Genomic DNA, 22,519 nt, shown 5'->3' with positions numbered 1-22,519 from the left:
TTTAATCGTTTACAGCTTTAACTGTCTTTAGAGCTTGTTTAAAATTTGTATAAATACTGTTGCCAACAATAATGACATCCGCATGTTCCTTCATTTCAGCTGCTTGCAGGCTATTTTCAATTCCGCCACCGTAGAAAAGCAATGTGTCATTCAGTTGACTTTTCACTTGTCTCACAAGCTCTGGATAGCCATATGTCCCACTGTATTCCAAATAAAAAATCGGCAAATGAAACACATGCTCAGCCATGTAGGCATATGCAATCACGTCATCCGTATCAGGCAGTTCACACTTTGTTTTGGTGAAGGCCTTTGCTTGTTCATTTAAAATACAATACCCTTCAACAAAAATTTCGTCCCAATTCATAATCTCTTTATACTGTTTAATGGCTTGATGTTGTATATCCATCATCCATTTTTTCTCCGTTGAATTCATCACCATGGGAATATAATAATAATCAAACCCAGGTGTTAATGCGTCCAATGTCGATATTTCCAATATACATGGAACAGTGTGCCGACGTATTCGAGACAATAGATCTAACACGCCATCCAATGTGACATGGTCGGTACCCCCAACAATGATCGCATCTGTTCCGGATTCACATAATTTATCCAACTGATCATCAGAAATCTCTTTAGCTGGATCCAGCTTAAATAGGTGCTTCCATTCATTCATTTCTTTATACAAAGGTCTAATCCTCCATTATCATAATCCATTAGTTTATTATAGCAAAAATCAAGCATGAAATTTAGGATAAAGGGAAATGTTTTTTGTTTCTTGGTGGAATTGGTATGCAGGCAATACATGGAAGGTAAAATATGTGGATGGGCCCGTGGATTTGTAGTAACCACACACCGCCTAGATTGTGAGTTTCTGTTTATCTTTTGTGATGGCCTTTTCGTATAGGCTGTTAATACATTTCGATTGGAAAAAATGCCGCTACCTATAGCAGCGACATTCCTATTTATCATCATCGTCATCCAAAATTCGCTCAAGCACCATCTGATACCCGTCATTACCAAAATTAATGCACCTTCGCACACGCGAAATCGTTGCGGTTGAAGCATTTGTTTCTTTTTCAATCACATTATAAGTATGACCTTCGATTAGCATTTTCGCCACTTGCAGGCGCTGAGCAATGGAATGAATTTCAGACATTGTTGCGATATCGTCAAAAAAACGATAACATTCTTCCCTGGAATTTAGTGAAAGGATAGCATCAAATAATTGGTCTAATTGCTTTCCACGTAATTTATCAATTTGCACGGTATACACCTGCTTTCTTCTAATTTGACACAGTTACGGAACTATCAATACCTGGACTATCTGGGACAACATTTATCCACGTCTTTCCTGGTACAAAGCCAACTGGTTTACCATTCTTCACAGGAATAATTCTACCGTCTTTGTTTTCCCACTGAACCTGTTGAACTTTTCCTCTTTGTAGTAAAAGCGCATCTCCACCAGATTCCATATCAACAGCACGGCGACCAGCATCATCGATAACCTCATGATGGGTTTGAACGACAAATACATTATCAACCTGTATGGGCTCATCTGTATTTAATTCGACTGTTTTTTCCCGATCATTGAATCGTGTGTATTTTTCACTCTTTTTATCATAATCAAATTCAACAATTTCCATTATATTGTTTTTCGAATAATCGATTTCAATATGCTGTGCAGATTCACCGGCGAGATCCTTAATTTCATTTTTTGTTAAAAATAGTAACGGCTCATATGCTGCAGTTATATCGTATCCCTTTTCCTCGGCTGCATCATAAACTGCATCGAAAAGCAAATAGGAATTGTGTGGTGCTTCACGGAAAGATTCCCGCTTAAACAGCTTTCCGTCATTATCATGATGAAAGCCATCTAAATACTCAATCCCGCGTTTATCAATCATTTCATTGACGAAGGTAGCTGCACCATGATAGACATACAACGCATTGTAGGCATCCGCTAATTCAAAATAATACTCCCGCGCACTACGTACTGGCCCGACAACATCTGGCTTTTCACTTTGATACAATGCTAGGAAGCGCGTAATTCTTCCTTCTGCTAAAATCTCAAAGACCATATCTGCTTTGGACAAACCAGTTTGCGGGCGTGCATTTGTATGGTTATTAATCATCACACCAACAATTCGATCATTCGCATTTTCATTTGTTCCAATACCTGTCAAAGGATAAACGTGCTCCATTTTTTCAGGCCGATCTGTTTTTTCTTCCACAGCATTTTCCTTTGACTCATTGTCTTCTGTTTTCTCCTTATCATCGGAACAGCCTACAAGCAGTGCAAAGATTACTAGAATCGTACATAAAAGCCTTTTTTTCATTATCCAAAACACACCTTTATTAAAAAGTTCTTTTTGATCAGCTTCCTTTCTTTGATGACTTTCTGAACATGTTCTATTATACGTTAACGCATTATCGCAGGAAAGAGTACCCCCCGTTTTTTTACATCAATTATCCCTTTCTGTGTGATCCGTATATATGGCAAATGGGTTGAGGAAAGAAATAATATGGAATAAACAGGGTCGCCAAAGCGATAGCCAAACTCTTGTAGCAACGTTTTTAATTGTTTTTCCTTCTCAATTAACTCTTCCATTTTACCATCATACATGGTTCCGCCAAGTTGTAATGGCAATTCAAAGATAATTTCACCTTGATGAACGAGAACAATCCCCCCACCAATTTCTTTTAAACGTTGCCAAGCAATTAACATATCCTGTTTACTTTTTCCGATACAAACGAGATCCCCTGTCGCAGTATATGAGCTGACAATGGCACCAAGACGATCTGTAAAGCCGCGCAATGTTGTGTTCACACGCCATTCCCCATTACGGTCTATCAATAATAGAAATGCATCACCATATTGATCAGGCAATACATCAAGCGTAACATCTGTTTCAATTGCATATGGTTTAATAATGACATCATTGACCATATCAAGTCCAATTGGAACAGAGAATTGTAAATCACTCATTTGTAAATCCCAATCAAGTTGTAGCGAACCTATGTTGTAGTTATTCCAATCGATATGTGATGGTACCGTTTGTGCTACATTATCCTTTTTTATCCATTTGCCTTTTGCTAATACACTGATAGGATGTGGATTATCTTTTTCCTGTAAAATATTAATATGGGCAATGCGGCCGGGTGCAATACTTCCTAACTGTTCCGCAATTCCGTAATGTTTTGCTACGTTATAAGTGGCCATACCATAGGCCTCTTCAAGTGGAACTCCCTTTTTAATTGCTATTTCAAGACAGATATTTATTACGCCTTGTTCATAAAAAGCAGGTGTTGCACCATCTGTTGTCATTGTGATATTTTCAAATGTAGTAATATTTTCTGCTAGTATTTCGTCTAATAGCTTAGGCAAGTCTGGTCTAATCGAAGAATGCCTTAACCCTACTTGATACCCTAGTTGCAATCGTTTAATTGCTTCAGCTCCTGTCATCGACTCATGATCGGCTGTAACACCGAGTAGTTTCATCTTCGTTAATGTCCCTTCCGATGCACCTGGAAGATGTCCCTCGATCGGTTTCCCCTTATTCTTTGATTCTTGCATCCAATATAGCAACCTATCATCACCAGCAAGTAAATTAGGCCAAGATGTTAACTCTCCCCCTTGAATAACAGCAGGATGAGATAACCAATCCAGCACATCCTCACTGTTAAAATAAGCTTCTTCATCTTGCAATGCCGTTTGTGAATCAAAACGCGCCCACCAATACATAGAAACCGGCATTCGATTAAATTCTTCTATCAAAGAAAACGCTTTCTTTTTGTTAAGTAAAAATTGCCACATTAAATTGTCATTGATTAACGTTGTTGTCCCGAATTTAGCTGCATAAAGGGCCAACTCTTCAGGATTGTATAACTGAAATGGGTGTGCATGTGGTTCAATATAACCTGGTACAAGATAGTAATTCTCGCAGTCTATGATTTCTGTTGTGGATTGATTCTCTGGTAACATTTCACCTACATATACAATTCGATCATTTAAAATCCAAATATTTGCTTGCAACCATTGTTTCGTGAATGTATTTAAATACGTGCTGTTTTTCAATACAAGTGTTGGTGTTACCTTGCCATCAATCACAGCAACATGTTCGCGCAGCTCGCGATTCCGCCAATAATAACCGTTTTCTAGCATAAAGCAACTCTCCAATTTTTAATTTCCTCTATTTTACCATATAAACCGCTTTCATACTGTAAAGTTTTTGTGAAATGCAGTGAATTTTTTGTGACAACTGCTTGGAAGCAAAAACGGAAGCGAAACGAAACAATAGCTGATTAATTGTAATCAGCTATTGTTTCGTTTACTCACTATACTACTATCTTACATTATTGATCAAGGAAATATGTTACGAAAACTCTTTTAAAAGGTACTTATGTTTTGTTTTCCTATATCTGTTCGATAAAAAAATTCATCTATTTTTTCAATTGGCACCAGCGTTTGGTATACCGCTTCAATTGCACCTTCATGAGAGTCGTTTTTAGAACCTACTAACAGTATCCTACCACCGTCAGATACAAATTCATTTCCTAATCGCTTTGTACCTGCATGTGCCACAAAACAATTCCCATGTGTTTGGATTTGCGGTAGCGATATTCCTTTTTTATAAGATGCAGGATAACCCTTCGAAGCCACAACAACACCTGCACAGAAATTCTCTTCCCACTCAAGCTTAGGATTTCGTCCGTTCATGACATCTACGATAACGTCAAGAAGGTTATTCATCAACAATGGTAATACCACCTGTGTTTCCGGATCACCAAAGCGCGTGTTAAACTCAATTACTTTTGGACCTTCTGCAGTTATCATTAATCCGGCATATAAAATTCCTGTAAATGGACGACCTTCATTGATTAATCCTGCAGCTGTTTTTTGTAAAATTTCACGGTAGGTATAGACTAATGTATCCCCTGAAATTTCAGAAACTGGCGCATATGCTCCCATTCCACCGGTGTTCGGCCCTTTATCATTATCAAACGCACGTTTATGGTCTCGTGCCGGAATCATTGGATAGACATCGCCTTCATGGACGAATGCCATGAGCGAAAACTCTGGACCAGTTAAACATTTCTCAATGACAATCGTTGTACCTGCTTCGGCAAATGTTCGTTCAATAAGCATTTCATCAACCGCTTGCAATGCCTGTACTTCCGTTTCCGCTACAACAACGCCTTTTCCCGCCGCAAGTCCATCTGCTTTAATCACGATTGGTGCACCTTTTTCGATAATATATTTTTTAGCTTCAATAGCATCCGAAAACGTCGCATAATCAGCTGTTGGAATATCGTACTTTTTCATAAATTCTTTGGCAAATCGTTTACTCCCTTCCAAAAGGGCCGCTTCCTTCGTTGGCGCAAATATTGCCAACCCTTCTTCCTGAAAACGGTTCGCAATTCCAGCATTTAGCGGGTTTTCTGGGCCGACAATAGTAAGATCGATCGCTTCCTGTTTGGCAAAGTCTACTAAACAATCAATATCCATTTCATCAATCGCAACACATGTCGCCTGTTCTTCCATCCCACCATTTCCAGGTGCTGCATAAAGCTTTGTGACCTTCTTATCTTTGGCCAGTTGCATCACAATACTATGCTCACGACCACCACGTCCAACAACTAATATATTCATCTAAACGCCCCCTGAGTGGTATTAATGTTTAAAATGGCGCATGCCAGTGAAAACCATCGCGATCCCATATTCATTACACACATCAATCGAATCCTGATCCCGTTTTGACCCACCAGGCTGGATAATGGCTGTAATACCAGATTCAGCCGCAGCTTCCACCGTATCCGGCATAGGGAAAAATGCATCAGAAGCCATCACAGCACCTTTCACTTTGTCACCCGCTTGCTCCATCGCTATTCTTGCTGCGCCAACACGATTCATCTGCCCTGCACCAACACCGATCGTTTGATTTTCCTTTGCTAAAACAATGGCATTTGATTTCACATGTTTGACCGCTTTCCAGGCAAATAATAGATTTTCTAATTCTTTTGTTGTCGGCTTACGGTTTGTTGCAAACTGTAAATCCGCCTCCTTAACCTTCCCAATATCATAATCCTGAACGAGAATTCCGCCCATGACACTCGTTATTTTTTGTTTACCTATATGATCGCGTGCCAGATCTAGTTCTAGTAGACGGATATTTTTCTTTTTCGTTAATTGTTCAAGTGCATCCTCCGTAAAATGCGGTGCAATCACAATTTCTAGGAATATATTGCTTAACTGTTCTGCTGTTGCTAGATTAATTTCCCGGTTGCAGACAACAATTCCGCCAAAAATCGAAATCGGATCTGCATCATAAGCTCTGGCAAAAGCTGTATCGATCGTATCACCAATGCCAATACCACATGGGTTCATATGTTTAACCGCAACAGCTGTCGGTTCATCATAATCAGCAATAATTTCCAGTGCTGCATTTGCGTCTTGGATATTGTTATAAGATAGTTCCTTGCCATGTAGCTGTTGAGCTGTTGCCAGACTTCCTGCAACAGTACGAGCATCTCGATAAAATGCTGCCGTTTGATGCGGATTTTCTCCATAACGTAACGTTTGAACTTTTTCATATGTAGTTGTCAGTACCTCAGGGAAAGACTCTTCCGTAAAATAATTCGCAATCATCGCGTCATAGTTCGCTGTATGGCGAAAGACTTTTGCTGCTAACTGTTTACGTTTTGCCTCATCTAAACTAGCATTTTGTAAATCTTCCAATATGGAATCATAATCACTTGGGTCAACAACAACCGTAACATGTGCGAAATTTTTCGCAGCAGCGCGTAGCATTGTCGGGCCACCAATGTCAATGTTTTCTACGATATCCGCTTCCGTAACGCCTTCTTTCTCAAGTGTTTGCTTGAATGGATATAAATTGACCACAACCATATCAATCGGAGTGATAGCATGTTCATTAAGCTGCTCTATATGATGAACGTTTTCTCTGTCTGCTAGCAATCCCCCATGTATAAATGGATGCAATGTCTTTACCCTGCCATCCAAAACTTCCGGGAATCCGGTTATTTCTTCGACTGCTTTAGCATCAATACCAGCATTTTGGATTGCCTTTAACGTTCCTCCAGTCGAAATGATTTCATAACCATGCTCGATGAGACCTTTTGCAAAAGTTTCGATGTTTTGTTTATTGGATACACTGATTAACGCTCGCTTTTTCATCAAAACACTCCCTATTTTTTGTCTAAAGCTGTTTTCGTATGGATTGTTACTTTTTAAATTTGATAGTTTATAGAAAGTTATATACTATCCGAGACAATGACTGGTGCTCTTACACCGCTACGGAAATACACTTCGCTTTCCGGGGGCGGCTGTTGAGCCTCCTCGTGCTACCGCACTGCGGGGTCTCACCGATGCCTTTCCTCCCCCAGGAGTCTCCGTGTATTTCCTCCGCTGGCATTTAGTGCGTTGCAATTTCAAACATCTATTTTTAATATAGTTGATTAAAGCGGAAGGCAGTCGACTCCTCAAAATGAAAAGTACTTTTTCTCACGAAGATGTATCGTTGACGAAGCCTTCCTTGTCTTGCGGGGTCTTCACTGTTCCTTTTACCATGGGACTTGAAGGCATCCTTGAGTCTTCACCGCACAAAGAAAATGTGTATTTCATTTTCGGGGTGTCCCATATTTTTCCGCAGCCTAGAATAGCTTTCTGTGTAAAAGTCCGTGTAATGTAGATTCCATGGCTTTCCCTTTCGATAATAAGCACACCACTACCAGCGGAGTCAGAATACGTAGACTCCTTGAAAATAAAGATCCATTTTCTGCGTGCGATGTAACGCTGCCGAAGCTTTTCTTGTCCTGCGGGAACAGCACGAGTCTGAAGACCCCGCAGCGGCGGTTTTTCCGCGAGGAGACTGAAGCCGTGCCCGCGGAAAGCGAAGTATTCTGCCGAAGCGGAACTCAAGCACTCAACTATTAGAACGGTGAGAAAGTGTCACAAAAGAGAATTTTACTACGTCGCATTTTATATCTTTTGTGTAAAAAACAACAAATGTTTCCGATGGTACGAGTATTGCAGTCCCAATCTATCCGAAAAATGCCCCGTCTATAATTTGATTGATTATTTCAGGATACAATCGATGTTCAACTCGTTGAATTTTTTCTTGTAGTGCTTCCTTTGTATCATCCGGTAAAATTTCAACTTCCTGTTGAGCGATGATTGGACCCGTATCCATTCCCGCATCAACATAATGAATCGTTACCCCGGTGGTCTTTGCGCGAGCAGAAAATGCCTGCCCAATCGCATCTTTTCCGGGAAATGCCGGCAATAAGGATGGATGGATATTCACAATCTTTTTTTCAAATTGGTTACGCAATGTAGGTCCAATAATTCGCATATATCCCGCTAGGAAAATCCACTCCACATCCATGAACTTCAATTTGTCCACCACTTCTTGCTCATGTGCTTCTTTAGAAGGAAAATGCTTTGGGTTAAACACAAATGTTGAAACCCCGAATTCTTTTGCCTTTTCAATAACTTCAGCGCCCGGCCTATCACAAACGAGCAGCACAATATCACATGCCAGCTTCCCTTCCATCGCAGTTTCCATGATGGCTTGAAAATTACTTCCCGTTCCAGAGGCAAATACCGCTGCCTTCACATTATTCATGAATCAAATTGCACCCCTTCACTATCCGTCACCATCCCGATCTGGCTTGCTTCTTCCCCATTCTCACGTAACACGGCAAGCGCACGATCCGTATCGCTTTTTTCAACAACGAGCGCCATGCCAATCCCCATGTTAAATATGCCATACATTTCATCGTCCGATATGTTGCCAACATCTTCTAAGAAGGAAAATATCGCTGGTTTTTCCCAGTCATTACAATCGATGGAAACTCCCATTCCATTTGGCAGCATCCTTGGCAAGTTTTCATAAAATCCCCCACCCGTAATGTGGGAAATTCCTTTTATCTCCACACTTTCCATTAACGAACGAATTGCGTTGGCATATATTTTCGTAGGCTCCAATAGCACATCACCTAGAGATTTCGTTAAACCACTATACTGTTTAGTAAGATCAAGGCCTTCTACAAGTTTTCGAACAAGAGAATATCCATTGGAATGAACTCCACTGGAAGACAAACCGATGACACGATCACCTGCTTTAATGGACTCTCCAGTAATGAGCTTAGATTTTTCAGCAATTCCAACAGCAAAACCTGCTAAATCGTATTCATTTTCTTGGTACATCCCAGGCATTTCAGCAGTCTCTCCACCGATTAGTGCAGCTCCTGATTGTGTACAACCTTCTGCAACACCCTCTACAATACGTTCCATCATTGCCGGGTCATTTTTGCCACAAGCAATGTAGTCAAGAAAAAATAATGGCTGTGCGCCTTGAGCGACAATATCATTAACACACATAGCGACTAGATCAATCCCAATGGAATCATGCTTGTTGAGTTGATGTGCCAATTTTAATTTCGTACCAACACCGTCTGTTCCAGAAACAAGTACTGGTTCCTTATAGTGGAATCCACTTAGGTCAAACAAGCCTGCAAATGCCCCGACACTACCAAGCACCTCTTTCCGATTTGTTTTCGCAATGTGCTTTTTCATTCGTTCGACAGCTTGATAGCCTTTTTCCACGTCAACACCAGCATCTTTATAACGATTGGCCAATTGATACCCTCCTTTTTGGACTTTTCCCCATCACTTTACCGTGTTAGTGTAACGGGGGATTGTCCCTGATTTTCAACGACTGGGTAGTTTCCAGTAAAACAGGCTTTGCAAATTCCTTGGTTAGGTAGTTCTTCATGTATAATTGCTCGCTCTAATCCGCTTTCTGATAGATAAGCTAAACTATCCGCACCGATCAATTTGGCAATCCCCTCTAATGAATAGTTTGCGGCAATCAGTTCATCACGAGTTGACATGTCAATCCCGTAATAACACGGATTCGTAATTGGTGGTGAAGCAATGCGCACATGCACCTCTGTAGCACCCGCTTCTTTCAACATTCGGACAATTCGTTTACTTGTTGTCCCTCTAACAATTGAGTCATCGATCATAATGACGCGTTTGCCTTCCACGATTCCCCGAACAGGCGACAATTTCAATTTCACCCCTTGTTCACGAAGTTCTTGTGATGGCTGAATAAACGTCCTGCCGACATAACGATTTTTAATTAAACCAATTTCGTATGGTAAGCCAAGTTGTTCCGCATAACCAATTGCTGCTGATATACTTGAATCCGGCACACCAGTCACAACGTCTGCTTGCACTGGTGCTTCTTTCGCTAATTCAATTCCCATTTTTTTGCGTGAAGCATGGACATTCACCTGATTCACATCACTATCCGGCCTTGAAAAATAAACATACTCCATTGCACACATGGTCCGTGGCTCTGGTTCAGCAAATTTTCTAGCTGACAGGCCATGATTATCAATTATGACTAACTCACCCGGAATAACTTCGCGTTCAAACGTTGCACCGATTAAATCAAATGCGCACGTTTCCGATGCCACTACATATGCATCTCCAAGCCTGCCAATCGAAAGTGGTCGTAAACCTCTTGGGTCTGTTGCAACGTACAACTTGTTTTCCTTCATGATTAAGAATGCATATGCTCCAATTAAACTTCGTAGTGCCTCCATTAAAGCTGTTTCAAAATCATCTGATCCATTCCGTCGGATCAAATGCGCTAAAACTTCAGTGTCTGACGTTGTTTGTAAAATACTTCCCTCATGCTCCAGTTCACCGCGAAGTTTATGTGCATTCATGATATTTCCGTTATGGGCTAAAGCGATACTCCCTGTCTGTGAACGGAATAATAGTGGTTGAATGTTCGCTATACCACCATCACCTTGCGTCGCATACCGAACATGCCCGATCGCTGCATGACCTTGTAACTCATCAAAATTAGCATGTTTAAACACATCGTTCACAAGTCCCAAGTCTTTATGAATCTTAAGGTTGTTCCCATCGCTTGTTACAACTCCAGCACCGTCTTGCCCACGATGCTGAAGGGCGTGCAAACCATAATACGTCATTTCTGCTGCTTTCTCATGACCCCAAATTCCAAAAACGCCACATTCTTCGTTTAAGCCTTTGATTTCAGCAAGCATGAAATAGCTCCTTTCCAACGTTTGCAAAGTGTATCGACATTTTCCTCAATGACCTTTTTGCCATTCCCGACAACAGCATACGTATAGTCATCTGTTACAACACCGATTTGACGAGCATCAGTAACCAGTTCTTTAAATCGCTCTTCATCTTCTGGTTTTACTGACACAAGGAAACGTGATTGGGTTTCACTGAATAGCGCAACCGTCATATCTCCGGATAAATAAGTGATGACTCCTAATCCTTTATCATGAAACACACTTTCCGCCAATGCGATCGCCAGCCCACCTTCAGCTACGTCATGTGCAGATTGAACAACACCTTGATGAATGGCATCCAGCAACTGTGTTTGTCGTTTCTCCTCCACTTGCAAATCAATCATTGGTGCCTTTCCAGAATAAATTTTATCTGTAGCATCATCCGCCAGTACATGTTGCAGTTCGCTACCACCAAACTCTGCCCTCGTTTCACCAATTAAGAATATGGCATCACCCGCTTGTTGAAAATGGCTTGGTGTAAGGTGTTCCAACGATTCAAGCAAGCCGACCATCCCAACAACAGGGGTTGGAAAAATCGCCTTTCCGTTTGATTCGTTATATAAGGAGACATTTCCACTGACAACCGGTGTTTTCAAAACCCGACAGGCGTCACTCATTCCATCAATACTTTTTTCCATTTGCCAAAAGATGTCTGGCTTCGTTGGATTACCGAAATTAAGGCCGTCTGTAAGTCCTAATGGTTTCGCACCGGAACAAACAATATTTCGAGCTGCTTCGGCAACCGCAATTTTCCCACCAGTTTCCGGATCCAAGTAAATATAACGAGAATTGCAATCTGTTGTAATCGCTAACGCTTTTTTGGTTCCTTTGATTCTTACAATTGCTGCGTCTGATCCAGGTGTTACAACGGTATTCGTTTGCACCATGGAATCGTATTGGTCGTAAACCCATTCTTTGCTTGCAATCGTTGGCTGTGTGAGTATTTTTTTCAGCATTTCGCTGTAATCCGTTACTTCCGGTATAATAGGTCTAATATTCTGAAATTCACTGAAATACGTCGCCTCTTCAGATGGCATTTGATAGACAGGAGCCTCTTCTGCTAATGCATCAACAGGAATGTCAGCAACAACTTCTGTATGATGTAGTAGGCGGAATGTCTTTTCTTCGATCACCTCACCAACTGCAACAGCTTGCAACCCATATTTTTCAAAGACATCGATAATTTCCTGCTCGCGCCCCTTCTTTACCACAAGCAACATACGCTCTTGTGATTCAGACAACATTAATTCATACGCACTCATGTTCAATTCACGCTGTGGTACTAGATCAAGGTTCATCTCCATGCCTGTTCCTGCTTTACTTGCCATTTCACTTGCTGATGATGTAAGACCGGCAGCACCCATATCCTGCATGCCAACAAGTGCATCAGAATGAATGATTTCCAAACATGCTTCGATTAATAGTTTTTCCATGAACGGATCACCAACTTGAACAGCTGGACGATCAATGCTCACATCTTCTGCCAGATCATCCGAGGCAAACGTCGCACCATGAATGCCATCCCGGCCTGTTGGCGCACCTGCGTAAAGTACGGTATTGCCAACCCCTGCTGCAATCCCTTTTTGAATCTCATCATGATTGATCAGCCCCACACACATCGCATTGACAAGTGGGTTCCCGGCATAACTTTCATCGAATTGAACCTCACCGCCAACTGTTGGGACGCCAACGCAATTTCCATAACCGGCAATACCATGAACAATTTCTTGAAACAAATATTTTACACGCTCTGACGTTAAATTTCCGAATCTTAGCGAGTTCATTAAAGCAATTGGGCGGGCACCCATGGAAAATACGTCACGGATAATGCCGCCTACACCTGTCGCAGCACCCTGATACGGTTCAACTGCTGAAGGGTGATTGTGACTTTCAATTTTAAAGACAACTGCTTGGTTATCACCAATATCAATAACGCCAGCACCCTCACCAGGTCCTTGCAAAACGTTCATTGCTTTCGTAGGAAACTTTTTTAATAATGGCTTCGAAGTCTTGTAACTGCAATGTTCTGACCACATCACGGAAAAAATCCCTGTTTCCGTGAAATTTGGCCGACGCTTTAAAATGGCTTTCACCATGTTATATTCCTTCTCACTAAGCCCCATTTCTTGATAGAGTTTTTCTTTCTCGATTTGCTCTGGACTTATATCAAACGTTTGCAACATGGGATTCCCTCCAATTTTTAACCATTGACTGAAAAACTTTTAACCCGTCATCACTGCCAAGCAACACTTCAACTGCACGCTCAGGATGTGGCATAAGCCCTAATACGTTACCTTGTTGATTGGTAATCCCAGCAATATCAGCAGCAGAACCATTAGGATTGTTTTCATACGTAAAGACGATTTGCTTATTTTGCTGTAATCGCTGAAGTGTTGCCTCGTCACAAAAATAGTTCCCTTCCCCGTGAGCAATCGGAAAATGAACAATTTCATTTTCTTCATATGCACTGGTAAACAACGTCGCATTGTTTTCTACACGTAATGCTTCATGATGGCACATAAATGCAAGATTTTTATTCCGTAACATTGCTCCTGGTAAAAGACCCGCTTCCAGTAAGATCTGAAATCCGTTACAAACACCTAACACTGGTTTCCCTTTTGCTGCATGTGCTTTAATTTGCTGCATCACTTCTGATGTTGCTGCAACAGAGCCTGAACGAAGGTAATCCCCATATGAAAATCCACCAGGTAATAGAATCGCGTCATAGTTTTCCAGATTGCTATTCTCATACCAGACAAGATCCGCTTCTTCGTTCAGAACATCTTTCACCGCATGATACATGTCACGGTCACAATTTGATCCTGGGAAAACAATCACTGCAAACTTCACAAGCGAACAGCCTCCTCCACCTCAAAACGATAATCTTCAATGACTGGATTGGCGAGCAGCTTTTCACACATATCGTTCACACGTTCTTCCATGTTCTCATTATCTTCCACATGCAATTCAAGGTATTTTCCAACCCGTGCTTGCTCTACCTCCTGGTACCCAAGTGAGTTTAATGAATCTTGAATTGCTTTTCCCTGTGGGTCTAGCACACCTTGCTTTAGCGTAATAAACACGGTAACTTTTTTCATCCTATGCCCTCCAGTCGTTGTAAAATAACGTTGTATACCGTAAGCAAATCACCGGTTCCTTGGCGAAATACGTCTTTATCCATCTTTTCCTGTGTATCCAGGTCCCACAGCCTACAAGTGTCTGGTGATATTTCATCAGCCAACACGATCGATCCGCATGCTAACCGGCCGAATTCAAGTTTGAAATCCACTAGAGTTAGATTAATAGATTTGAAAAGCTCGATTAATGCATCATTAATTTTTCGTGCCTTCGCTTTGATTTCTTGTAATTCTGAATCCGTTACATTACTCAAAAATAACGCATGCTCATCATTTATCAGTGGATCATCTAACCGATCATTCTTATAAAACAACTCCACAATCGGTGGGCTGAATGATGTCTTCTCTTCAATCCCAAGGCGGCTCGTAATACTGCCAGTTGCCAGATTACGAACCACCACCTCCAATGGAATAATCTCCGTTTGCCGGACAAGCTGCTCTGTTTCATTCACTTTTTCGATAAAATGTGTTTCGATTTCTTTCGCTTGCAGGTACGGAAAAATAAGCGATGAAATCTCGTTATTCAATCTACCTTTCCCAGCAAAAGTCGCTTTCTTTTTTCCATTAAATGCAGTTGCAGCGTTCTTATAGGATAAAATGAGCTGATCCAATGTTCCTTCCGCTCGGTATACTTGCTTTGCCTTCCCTTCATATAAAAGCTCTGCCTTCACTTTATACACCTCATTTCAAGCCAATTCGGTCAAAGATTCGATCAACATTTTTCAAGTGGTACGTGTAATCAAAACAATCATCTATTTCGTCTTGTGATAATTTGCTCGTTATTTGTTCATTTTCTTCAACTAATTGTTTGAAATGGGTTTCTGTTTCCCATGCTTGCATCGCTTTTGGTTGTACAAGATCATATGCCTTTTCACGTGTCATGCCCTTGTCAATTAGTGCAAGCAATACACGTTGCGAAAAGATAACGCCGTGTGTTTTATCAATATTCCGCTTCATATTTGCCGGAAATACAGTGAGATTCTTCACGATATTTCCAAATCGATTCAACATGTAATTCAAGGCAATCGTTGTATCCGGCAAAATTACTCGTTCAGCAGAGGAATGTGAAATATCGCGTTCATGCCATAGCGAAACATTTTCATATGCTGTTACTACATGACCACGAACTACCCGTGCCATCCCAGTCATATTTTCCGACCCAATCGGATTACGTTTATGTGGCATTGCCGAAGAACCTTTTTGTCCTTTTGCAAAAAACTCTTCCACCTCACGCGTTTCTGTTTTTTGCAGGCCACGGATTTCGGTTGCAAATTTTTCAATCGATGTTGCAAGTAATGCTAATGCTGAAATATATGCAGCATGGCGATCACGCTGCAGTGTCTGCGTTGATACTGGCGCAGGTGTCAATCCTAATTTTCCGCAAACATATTCTTCCACAAATGGATCAATATTGGCATATGTACCTACAGCTCCTGATAACTTGCCAAATTCAATGTTATTGGCTGCTAATTCAAAGCGCTCCAAGTTGCGTTTCATTTCCTCATACCACAAGGCAAGCTTTAAACCAAATGTTGTTGGCTCGGCATGGACACCGTGAGTTCTACCCATCATGACCGTATGCTGGTGTTCGATAGCCTTGTTTTTGATAATTTGAATAAAATTCGTGATATCTTTACGGATAATATCATTTGCCTGCTTTAAAACAAAGGATAGAGCAGTATCCACTACATCTGTTGACGTTAAACCATAATGTACCCATTTCCGTTCTTCCCCTAAAGTTTCCGAAACCGCCCGTGTAAAAGCAACAACATCATGACGAGTTTCCTGTTCAATTTCATAAATACGGTTGATATCAAATGAAGCTTTTTCGCGAATTTTCACAGCATCTTCTTTTGGAACAATACCAAGTTCACTCCATGCCTCACACGCCAAAACTTCTACTTCCAACCATGCTTTAAATTTATTTTCATCCGTCCAAATAGTGCCCATTTCTTCCCGTGTATAACGATCAATCATTGCTTTTCCTCCTCAAAATTCATAACCAGTTTGTTAACTTCTTTAGGTGTTGTTGCAGTGAATGTTACATGGCCCATTTTCCGTTTTGGCTTACAACCGTCTTTTCCGTACAAGTGAACCGAGCCATTATCTAATGTTGGCATCGCCTTTAACGCATGTTCCATATCTTCCCCAAGTATGTTGACCATTGTCGCGGGATTTAGTAGTTCAACCGGCATTAAGGCCAAGCCACAAATCGCTCTAATATGCTGGCCAAACTGTGAAATATTGCACGCCTCAATCGTATAATGGCCAGAATTATGTGGTCTAGGAGCCATTTCGTTTAGGTAAATGTTATCGCCTTTTACGAACATTTCAATCGCAAACGTTCCTACAATTTGCATTTTTTCTGCAAGAATAGCGGCAGCTTGGATCGCCTTTATCTTTACTTGTTTATTTATCACAGCTGGAACAACCGTCTGATAAAGGATGTGGTCCTTGTGTGTATTCTCTGCAATTGGGAAAAATTCTAATCCTCCCGTTTGTGCGCGGGTGAAAACTACCGATATCTCCTTTTCAAATGGCACCCACTGTTCGATAATACAATGTTTATTTTTCTCAGTGAATTCAATGGCTGTTGATTCATCATCTTTTGACGTTAACTTGATTTGTCCTTTGCCATCATAACCGCCGCTGCATGTTTTAATTACAGCCGGATATGCTGTATTTTCCAAAGCCGCTTTGCACTCTTCGCCATTTGTCACAATGGTAAATTCCGGAACAGGCAGACCCGCTTCCTTCATCAAACGTTTTTCCTTTTCACGATTTTGTGTGATTTCCAACGCATAGGACCCCTGTGGGAGCTTTCCTTTTTCTTCAATATACGTAGCTGCGGTTAGATCAACATTTTCAAACTCATATGTAACAACATCACTTATATCCGTTAATTTTTCAATTGCCTGCTTATCATCGTATGCTGCCGTAATTTGGTGATCGGCAACTTGGGCTGTCGGACAATTTGGCGTTGGATCAAGAACAGCAATTTGATATCCCATATAGCGTGCGGCAATTGCCATCATCCGGCCAAGCTGTCCCCCACCGATGATCCCAATTGTCTGTGTAGGCAAGATTGTTTGATTATTTTTCGGCAAGATCATCCCTCATTTCTGCTACTTTAGCCTCCATTTTTTCGCGGTATGTTATAAGTTTTTCCACTATATTTTCATCATAAGTACCGAGTATTTGTGCAGCAAGGATTCCCGCGTTCGTTGCACCGGCCTTGCCAATTGCCACGGTTGCGGTCGGTACACCGCCAGGCATTTGCACAATGGATAAGAGCGAATCAAGGCCGTTTAACGCTTTGCTCTGAACTGGCACTCCAATAACCGGCAATGTCGTTTGTGATGCTACCATTCCAGGCAAATGCGCCGCACCACCAGCACCTGCAATTATCACCTTCACCCCCTGCTCGCGAGCTGATTTCGCATATGCAAACATTTCATCCGGGGTACGATGGGCGGAAATAACTTGTTTTTGGTAAGAAATGTTTAATTCCTCTAACACTTCACATGTATGTTTCATCGTTTCCCAATCTGATATACTCCCCATGATCACGCCAACTTGAGCCACTTGAATCCCTCTTTCTATGTAAAATTTTATTGCATCAACCATGTTATTTTTTCATTAGTCTCTTTTTGTAATTAATTTCGTATTTGATATAATGCGATGTAACTAGGAATTTGCTCTCCCGCCGTTCCGGAAATACGCTTCGCTTTCCGCGGGCGGCTGCTGAGCCTCCTCGAGCTGTCGCTCTGCGGGGTCTCACCTAGGCCTTTCCTCCCACTGGAGTCTACGCGTATTTCCTCCACTGTTATTGCACTTACCACCATTAGCGTAGTGGTAAGTGTTCCATAAGTATCCTAACACTTCACTAGTCCGGGTGAGTGGAGGGTGGTGACTCCTGCGGGAACAGCACGTGTCCGAAGACCCCGCAGAGTGGTTTTCTCGAGGAGGCTGAGGCCGTGCCCGCGGAAAGCATCCACCCGGAGCGATCCCGGACGGCGGGAAATGCACGTACTTATAGAAAAGAGCTCAGCACTTACGTCGCATTTTATATCTATTGTGAAGGAACAACAATCTTTTATAAAAAACTGCCTTTCATTAAAAAAGTCTATTCGTCTCCTCCCGCGCAATGAGAGAAGATGAATAGACATGACAAATAAACATGAATGCTACTTAAAACAGCAACAATTCATCCTCCCTCATAGTCCAGCATTTACGGTGCTGGGTAGAAACTTCCAAGCCATATTCTCAGGAAATATATGAGGAACCGTATTCGTTTGTTGTCTTAAGGATAGCAATGATACACGCATATGTCAATAAATAATCGAACAATAATATATTTTTTATGTTTAATGTTCGGCTTTTGGTTTTTATACTACTTACGTTCCATTCAACCTAGTCATGATCTTAAGCGTCAAGAACTAACCATTTCCCCACCATTCACATGAATAACCTGACCCGTTACATATGAAGAATCACTGGAAGCGAGATATACATATGCTGGTGCCAGTTCAAATGGCTGTCCGGCGCGTTTCATTGGAACATCCGTACCCCATTTGGTTCCAATATACGCTGCCGAAAAACTCGCCGGTATTAGTGGTGTCCAGATTGGCCCTGGTGCTACGCCATTAACCCGAATACCTTGATTTGCCAAATTCTGTGACAATGCACGTGTAAAACCAACTATAGCCCCTTTTGTTGCACTGTAATCAATTAGTTTTTCATTTCCTTCATACGCGACAACCGAAGTAGTATTAATGATCGAGCTTCCCTTATTAAGGTGCGGAAGGGCAGCCTTTGTCATATAAAAATGACCGTAAATATTTGTCTGAAATGTTGCATCCCATTGTTCAGCTGAAATATCCAGCAAACTATTCTGCGGAAATTGCACGGCATGATTATTTACTAGAATATCCAGTTTTCCAAATTGATCAATCGTTTGTTTAATAACAAATTGACATTGCTGCTGATCACGTAAATCACCAACAATTAAAAGGCATTTACGTCCAAGCTCCTCAATACGTTTCTTTGTGCGATAGGCATCCCCATTTTCATACGTATAATAATAGGCAATCACCACATCTGCCCCCTCTTTGGCAAAGGCAATTGCCGCTGATGCCCCAATCCCACTGTCACCACCCGTAATAACGGCAACTTTATCCTGTAATTTTCCAGATCCATGGTAATTTGGATCTTCCACAATCGGCTCCGGCACCATAAGGGATTCAATACCTGGTTGTTGTGGCTGATGCTGAGGGGGGAACGGTGTTTGGTATTTATTTTTATTCACATAAATTCCTCCATTACGAAAGTCCATCCTTACGTAATATATTCCGATTTGTAAGTAGGTGTTCATCCATAGAAAAAAAGAATAGGTGTAATTTCAACCTATTCTGTAAAAAGCGAATTATTCTGTTGTCTCCCCAGGCGTTTCTTTTGGTGTTTGTGGAGCACCAGGCATGCTACCAACAGTATTCCGGTTCTTGCCCAGACGTCCCCTCCGTACTTGCTTCACCCAAAAGCCGCCATGAATTTGTTTCGGCTCATACGAAATAATAAATGCTTTTGGATCAATTGTTTTAATCGATTCATACAGCCTAAGCTCGTATTTTCGAGGTGTGAGAATCTGCATTGCCAAACGATCTCCATCCATACCATAAGCAAACCAACTCGTCACACCGTATCCTTTATCCCGCAATTTACGGGTGAAGTCAATATCCGGATTTGATGAAATAACATTTACGGTTATGTATCCAAGTGCAAGCTTCTCTTCAATTTTTGTTCCAACAATAACGCCGAGTCCAAAACCAACCGCATAAGCAATAATATTTTGAATTTCGTTTAAGTTATCAAGCACAAGACCTAAACCTAACACATAGACAACAATTTCAAACATGCTCACAAATGCCGCTAAATATCTGCGACCTTTCAGTGTCAAGATCATCCGCATTGTTGAAAACGTTACATAGACAATATTAATCACGAGAATAATGGCAACCATTACATAAGCATTACTAAACAAAGCGAGAACCCTCCCCGAACATTGATTTTATTATTAGATTTCCCTAAAAGTGCGTGTTCAAAAAGTTGCCAAATTAGAAGCAAGGTCGGCTAAGTTCGTCACGTCAATAGCCAACGCCGACACTAGCACGTCCTCGAAAAAGAAATACACTTTTTCTTCGTGCGATGTATCGCTGTCGTAGCCTTCCTTGTCCTGTGCGTCGAAGATCGAGGCGGCGTAGTCTTGAGGACCGGAGTGTAGCCAAAATCTACATGAGGACCGACTTGCACAGGACGTGCTGACTTCTGCGTTGCCTTGCGTGACGTGGGCGGGTTTAGTAGAAGTACCTTTGCCGCCAACGAAGAGATTCGCCGCTTATCATTTGGTGACTTTTTGATCAACCTCTAAAACGAAATACTATGATGATATTCACCCAGTTAAACTAACATGCATACCATATTACATAAATTCAAACAGCTAAAAAAGAGGTGTTAGGATGATGGATCCTTTCAGTCAAATGACCGATTGGAAAAAGAATATGGATAGTTTTTTTGGCGAGAACTTTTGGAACGAATTCGAAGGCATTATAAAACCTATTATTCCACAAATTAACATGTATCAAACGGAAAATGAAATTATGTGCATTATCAGTATCCCTGGTCTAACTGATTTAAACAAGGTTGACATCTATGTCGATTATACAAAATTGGATATTAATGGGGTTATTGATATCAGCCAAAATGGAGGAACTGTGATAAAGGAAGAAATTTTACAAGGTGTATTTGACAGAACAATCAACTTACCATTTCCGGTACGTTCAGATAAAATGGAAGCACGTTATAAAGATGGACTTGTATTCCTGCAGTTACATCGGCTATTTTCGGATGCCAGCAGCAAACACAGAGTTGCTGTAAAATTATTGGAAGAAAGTTGACTAATTTAAACGAGGCTGCCTCATTATAAATCGCAAATCGGTGACTTTTGACAGCCTCGCCTAACAAATTATTTCATCTTCTGGGGCAATGCGTGAATGGATTCAATTAATAAATTGAGTTTACCTTCAATGCGGTGCAACAAATAAAATGTCACCACAATCGGAAAGCCTACCTCTGTTATAAATGACATCCATGCTTCCATAAGCGTGACCTCCTTCTATTTTACTGGCTAAAAAAACAGACCAGGGCTGTACATTTGCCAAGCCACTGGTCATTCCGTATTAAGAATCTAGTTTTCATACTGGTTAAAGTTCGTTGTGCGAATCCGATTGATGTGCACACAATAATTGATATCCACGCGATGCCGTAACATTACCACAGCTTATTCAACCAACTAATTTAATTCAATTTCGGTTACATTTTGTTCCACAACGCGTGCACCTTTGATAGAAACAAGATCACCACCAGTGGATGTGAACGCATTTTGTGTCATAATTTCATCCATCGCGCTTTTTACAGCAGCTGGATCGATTGGATCAACTGGTTTTTCCAGTGAATATGTGACTGTTTTACCTTCTTTATTCAAGAATTTAAGCTCTAGCTTCTTCATTGTTCAACCTCTCCTTTCCACCAATTTATAAAATTTAAGCTTGCCTAATTTCTGAGTTATCTCTGCGTTCGATATTGTAAAGCGGACGTTCCTGCAATCCAGCAAAAGCCTGTGCAATGGTAAACAACTGATCAGCCGTTGCACTTGTCTTCACATTATTAAAGCTTTTCGTTTTATAGATTGGCTTTCCAGTTAACACATCCGCCCCATCATCGAGCACTAACCGCAATGTTGATTGATACGTTTCTGCTACTGCCATGTTTTTCCCCTCCTTTCACCTCTACAATCGAATCATGAGGGTGGGAGGTGGCATCTGATGATGAATTTTATTTTTATTAGGGGTTTTTTCTTTTTAGGGTGGATGTTTCCGCTCTCGGGACGATGTTTCTGTTTTCGGGACGATGTTTCTGCTCTCGCGCCGATGTTTCTGCTCTCGGGACGATGTTTCTCCTCTCGCGCCGATGTTTCCGCTCTCGCGCCGATGTTTCCGCTCTCGGGACGATATTTCTGCTCTCACGCCGATGTTTCTGCTCTCGAGACGATGTTTCCGCTCTCACGCCGATGTTTCTGCTCTCGAGACGATGTTTCTGCTCTCGAGACGATGTTTCCGCTCTCGGGACGATGTTTCTGTTTTCGCGCCGATGTTTCTGCTCTCGGGACGATATTTCTGCTT

The 22,519-nt window shown here is 41.4% G+C and carries 23 protein-coding genes and 1 riboswitch; of the genes, 1 reads left to right on the top strand and 22 read right to left on the bottom strand.

Annotated features, from left to right (window positions below):
- Position 1: 1 nt before the first annotated feature.
- The 18 genes from pcrB to ACW2QC_RS18680 all read right to left on the bottom strand — a co-directional run bounded on the left by pcrB (position 2) and on the right by ACW2QC_RS18680 (position 20,322).
- Positions 2-676, bottom strand: coding sequence for a heptaprenylglyceryl phosphate synthase (pcrB, locus tag ACW2QC_RS18765; RefSeq protein WP_457545478.1), 675 nt, complete (start codon positions 674-676; stop codon positions 2-4).
- 285 nt (positions 677-961) lie between these two features.
- Positions 962-1,267: a YerC/YecD family TrpR-related protein gene (locus tag ACW2QC_RS18760; protein WP_457545472.1), complete on the bottom strand. Its 306-nt coding sequence runs from the start codon at positions 1,265-1,267 to the stop codon at positions 962-964.
- Positions 1,268-1,286: 19 nt separating this feature from the next.
- A complete protein-coding gene (locus ACW2QC_RS18755) occupies positions 1,287-2,339 on the bottom strand; it encodes a DUF3048 domain-containing protein (RefSeq protein WP_457545471.1) in 1,053 nt (350 codons plus the stop codon).
- Positions 2,340-2,422: 83 nt separating this feature from the next.
- Positions 2,423-4,165 (bottom strand): adenine deaminase C-terminal domain-containing protein, encoded by a 1,743-nt coding sequence (locus ACW2QC_RS18750; protein WP_457545470.1) that lies wholly within the window; start codon positions 4,163-4,165, stop codon positions 2,423-2,425.
- A 225-nt stretch (positions 4,166-4,390) separates the two neighbouring features.
- A complete protein-coding gene (gene purD / locus ACW2QC_RS18745; protein WP_457545469.1) occupies positions 4,391-5,653 on the bottom strand; it encodes a phosphoribosylamine--glycine ligase in 1,263 nt (420 codons plus the stop codon).
- Positions 5,654-5,674: 21 nt separating this feature from the next.
- On the bottom strand, positions 5,675-7,198 hold the full coding sequence (gene purH / locus ACW2QC_RS18740) for a bifunctional phosphoribosylaminoimidazolecarboxamide formyltransferase/IMP cyclohydrolase (protein ID WP_457545468.1): 1,524 nt from the start codon (positions 7,196-7,198) through the stop codon (positions 5,675-5,677).
- Positions 7,199-8,063: 865 nt separating this feature from the next.
- On the bottom strand, positions 8,064-8,648 hold the full coding sequence (gene purN / locus ACW2QC_RS18735; RefSeq protein WP_457545467.1) for a phosphoribosylglycinamide formyltransferase: 585 nt from the start codon (positions 8,646-8,648) through the stop codon (positions 8,064-8,066).
- Positions 8,645-9,664: a phosphoribosylformylglycinamidine cyclo-ligase gene (gene purM / locus ACW2QC_RS18730; protein ID WP_457545466.1), complete on the bottom strand. Its 1,020-nt coding sequence runs from the start codon at positions 9,662-9,664 to the stop codon at positions 8,645-8,647. The genes purN and purM overlap by 4 nt, the downstream gene beginning before the upstream one ends.
- Positions 9,665-9,699: 35 nt before the next feature.
- Positions 9,700-11,109 (bottom strand): amidophosphoribosyltransferase, encoded by a 1,410-nt coding sequence (purF, locus tag ACW2QC_RS18725; RefSeq protein WP_457545465.1) that lies wholly within the window; start codon positions 11,107-11,109, stop codon positions 9,700-9,702.
- Positions 11,085-13,328, bottom strand: coding sequence for a phosphoribosylformylglycinamidine synthase subunit PurL (gene purL / locus ACW2QC_RS18720; RefSeq protein ID WP_457545464.1), 2,244 nt, complete (start codon positions 13,326-13,328; stop codon positions 11,085-11,087). Before purL ends, purF begins: the two co-directional genes overlap by 25 nt.
- Positions 13,312-13,995: a phosphoribosylformylglycinamidine synthase subunit PurQ gene (gene purQ, locus ACW2QC_RS18715; protein ID WP_457545463.1), complete on the bottom strand. Its 684-nt coding sequence runs from the start codon at positions 13,993-13,995 to the stop codon at positions 13,312-13,314. The genes purL and purQ overlap by 17 nt, the downstream gene beginning before the upstream one ends.
- Positions 13,992-14,243 carry a phosphoribosylformylglycinamidine synthase subunit PurS gene (gene purS / locus ACW2QC_RS18710; RefSeq protein WP_457545462.1) on the bottom strand — a complete coding sequence of 84 codons (252 nt, stop codon included), beginning with the start codon at positions 14,241-14,243 and terminating at the stop codon, positions 13,992-13,994. The genes purQ and purS overlap by 4 nt, the downstream gene beginning before the upstream one ends.
- The gene (purC, locus tag ACW2QC_RS18705) at positions 14,240-14,953 is read right to left on the bottom strand and encodes a phosphoribosylaminoimidazolesuccinocarboxamide synthase (protein WP_457545461.1); all 714 of its coding nucleotides are present in this window, start codon (positions 14,951-14,953) and stop codon (positions 14,240-14,242) included. The genes purS and purC overlap by 4 nt, the downstream gene beginning before the upstream one ends.
- A 10-nt stretch (positions 14,954-14,963) precedes the next feature.
- A complete protein-coding gene (gene purB, locus ACW2QC_RS18700) occupies positions 14,964-16,259 on the bottom strand; it encodes an adenylosuccinate lyase (protein WP_457545460.1) in 1,296 nt (431 codons plus the stop codon).
- Complete coding sequence (gene purK, locus ACW2QC_RS18695) at positions 16,256-17,389, bottom strand: 5-(carboxyamino)imidazole ribonucleotide synthase (RefSeq protein ID WP_457545459.1); 1,134 nt, start codon at positions 17,387-17,389, stop codon at positions 16,256-16,258. The genes purB and purK overlap by 4 nt, the downstream gene beginning before the upstream one ends.
- Positions 17,376-17,867 (bottom strand): 5-(carboxyamino)imidazole ribonucleotide mutase, encoded by a 492-nt coding sequence (gene purE / locus ACW2QC_RS18690; protein ID WP_457545458.1) that lies wholly within the window; start codon positions 17,865-17,867, stop codon positions 17,376-17,378. Before purE ends, purK begins: the two co-directional genes overlap by 14 nt.
- A gap of 615 nt (positions 17,868-18,482) precedes the next feature.
- A riboswitch (purine riboswitch) is annotated at positions 18,483-18,583 on the bottom strand.
- 131 nt (positions 18,584-18,714) lie between these two features.
- Complete coding sequence (locus ACW2QC_RS18685; protein WP_457545457.1) at positions 18,715-19,617, bottom strand: SDR family oxidoreductase; 903 nt, start codon at positions 19,615-19,617, stop codon at positions 18,715-18,717.
- A gap of 90 nt (positions 19,618-19,707) precedes the next feature.
- A complete protein-coding gene (locus ACW2QC_RS18680; protein ID WP_457545456.1) occupies positions 19,708-20,322 on the bottom strand; it encodes a DUF2179 domain-containing protein in 615 nt (204 codons plus the stop codon).
- Positions 20,323-20,797: 475 nt separating this feature from the next.
- Here ACW2QC_RS18680 and ACW2QC_RS18675 point away from each other — a divergent pair, with 475 nt between their 5' ends.
- Positions 20,798-21,235, top strand: a complete 438-nt coding sequence (locus ACW2QC_RS18675; RefSeq protein WP_457545455.1) for an Hsp20/alpha crystallin family protein — start codon at positions 20,798-20,800, stop codon at positions 21,233-21,235.
- Positions 21,236-21,303: 68 nt separating this feature from the next.
- Here the strand turns inward: ACW2QC_RS18675 and ACW2QC_RS18670 are convergent, their stop codons facing one another.
- The 4 genes from ACW2QC_RS18670 to ACW2QC_RS18655 all read right to left on the bottom strand — a co-directional run.
- Positions 21,304-21,438: a YvrJ family protein gene (locus ACW2QC_RS18670; protein ID WP_457545454.1), complete on the bottom strand. Its 135-nt coding sequence runs from the start codon at positions 21,436-21,438 to the stop codon at positions 21,304-21,306.
- 192 nt (positions 21,439-21,630) lie between these two features.
- The gene (locus tag ACW2QC_RS18665; protein WP_457545453.1) at positions 21,631-21,846 is read right to left on the bottom strand and encodes a DUF2922 domain-containing protein; all 216 of its coding nucleotides are present in this window, start codon (positions 21,844-21,846) and stop codon (positions 21,631-21,633) included.
- A 34-nt stretch (positions 21,847-21,880) separates the two neighbouring features.
- The gene (locus ACW2QC_RS18660) at positions 21,881-22,105 is read right to left on the bottom strand and encodes a DUF1659 domain-containing protein (protein WP_457545452.1); all 225 of its coding nucleotides are present in this window, start codon (positions 22,103-22,105) and stop codon (positions 21,881-21,883) included.
- Between the two features lie 76 nt (positions 22,106-22,181).
- A partial coding sequence (locus ACW2QC_RS18655) for a hypothetical protein (RefSeq protein ID WP_457545451.1) occupies positions 22,182-22,519 on the bottom strand: 338 nt, incomplete at its 5' end.

Source organism: Virgibacillus sp. FSP13, assembly GCF_054048505.1.
Note: the sequence above shows the minus strand (reverse complement) of the source record. Positions and strands in the feature narration are given on the sequence as shown.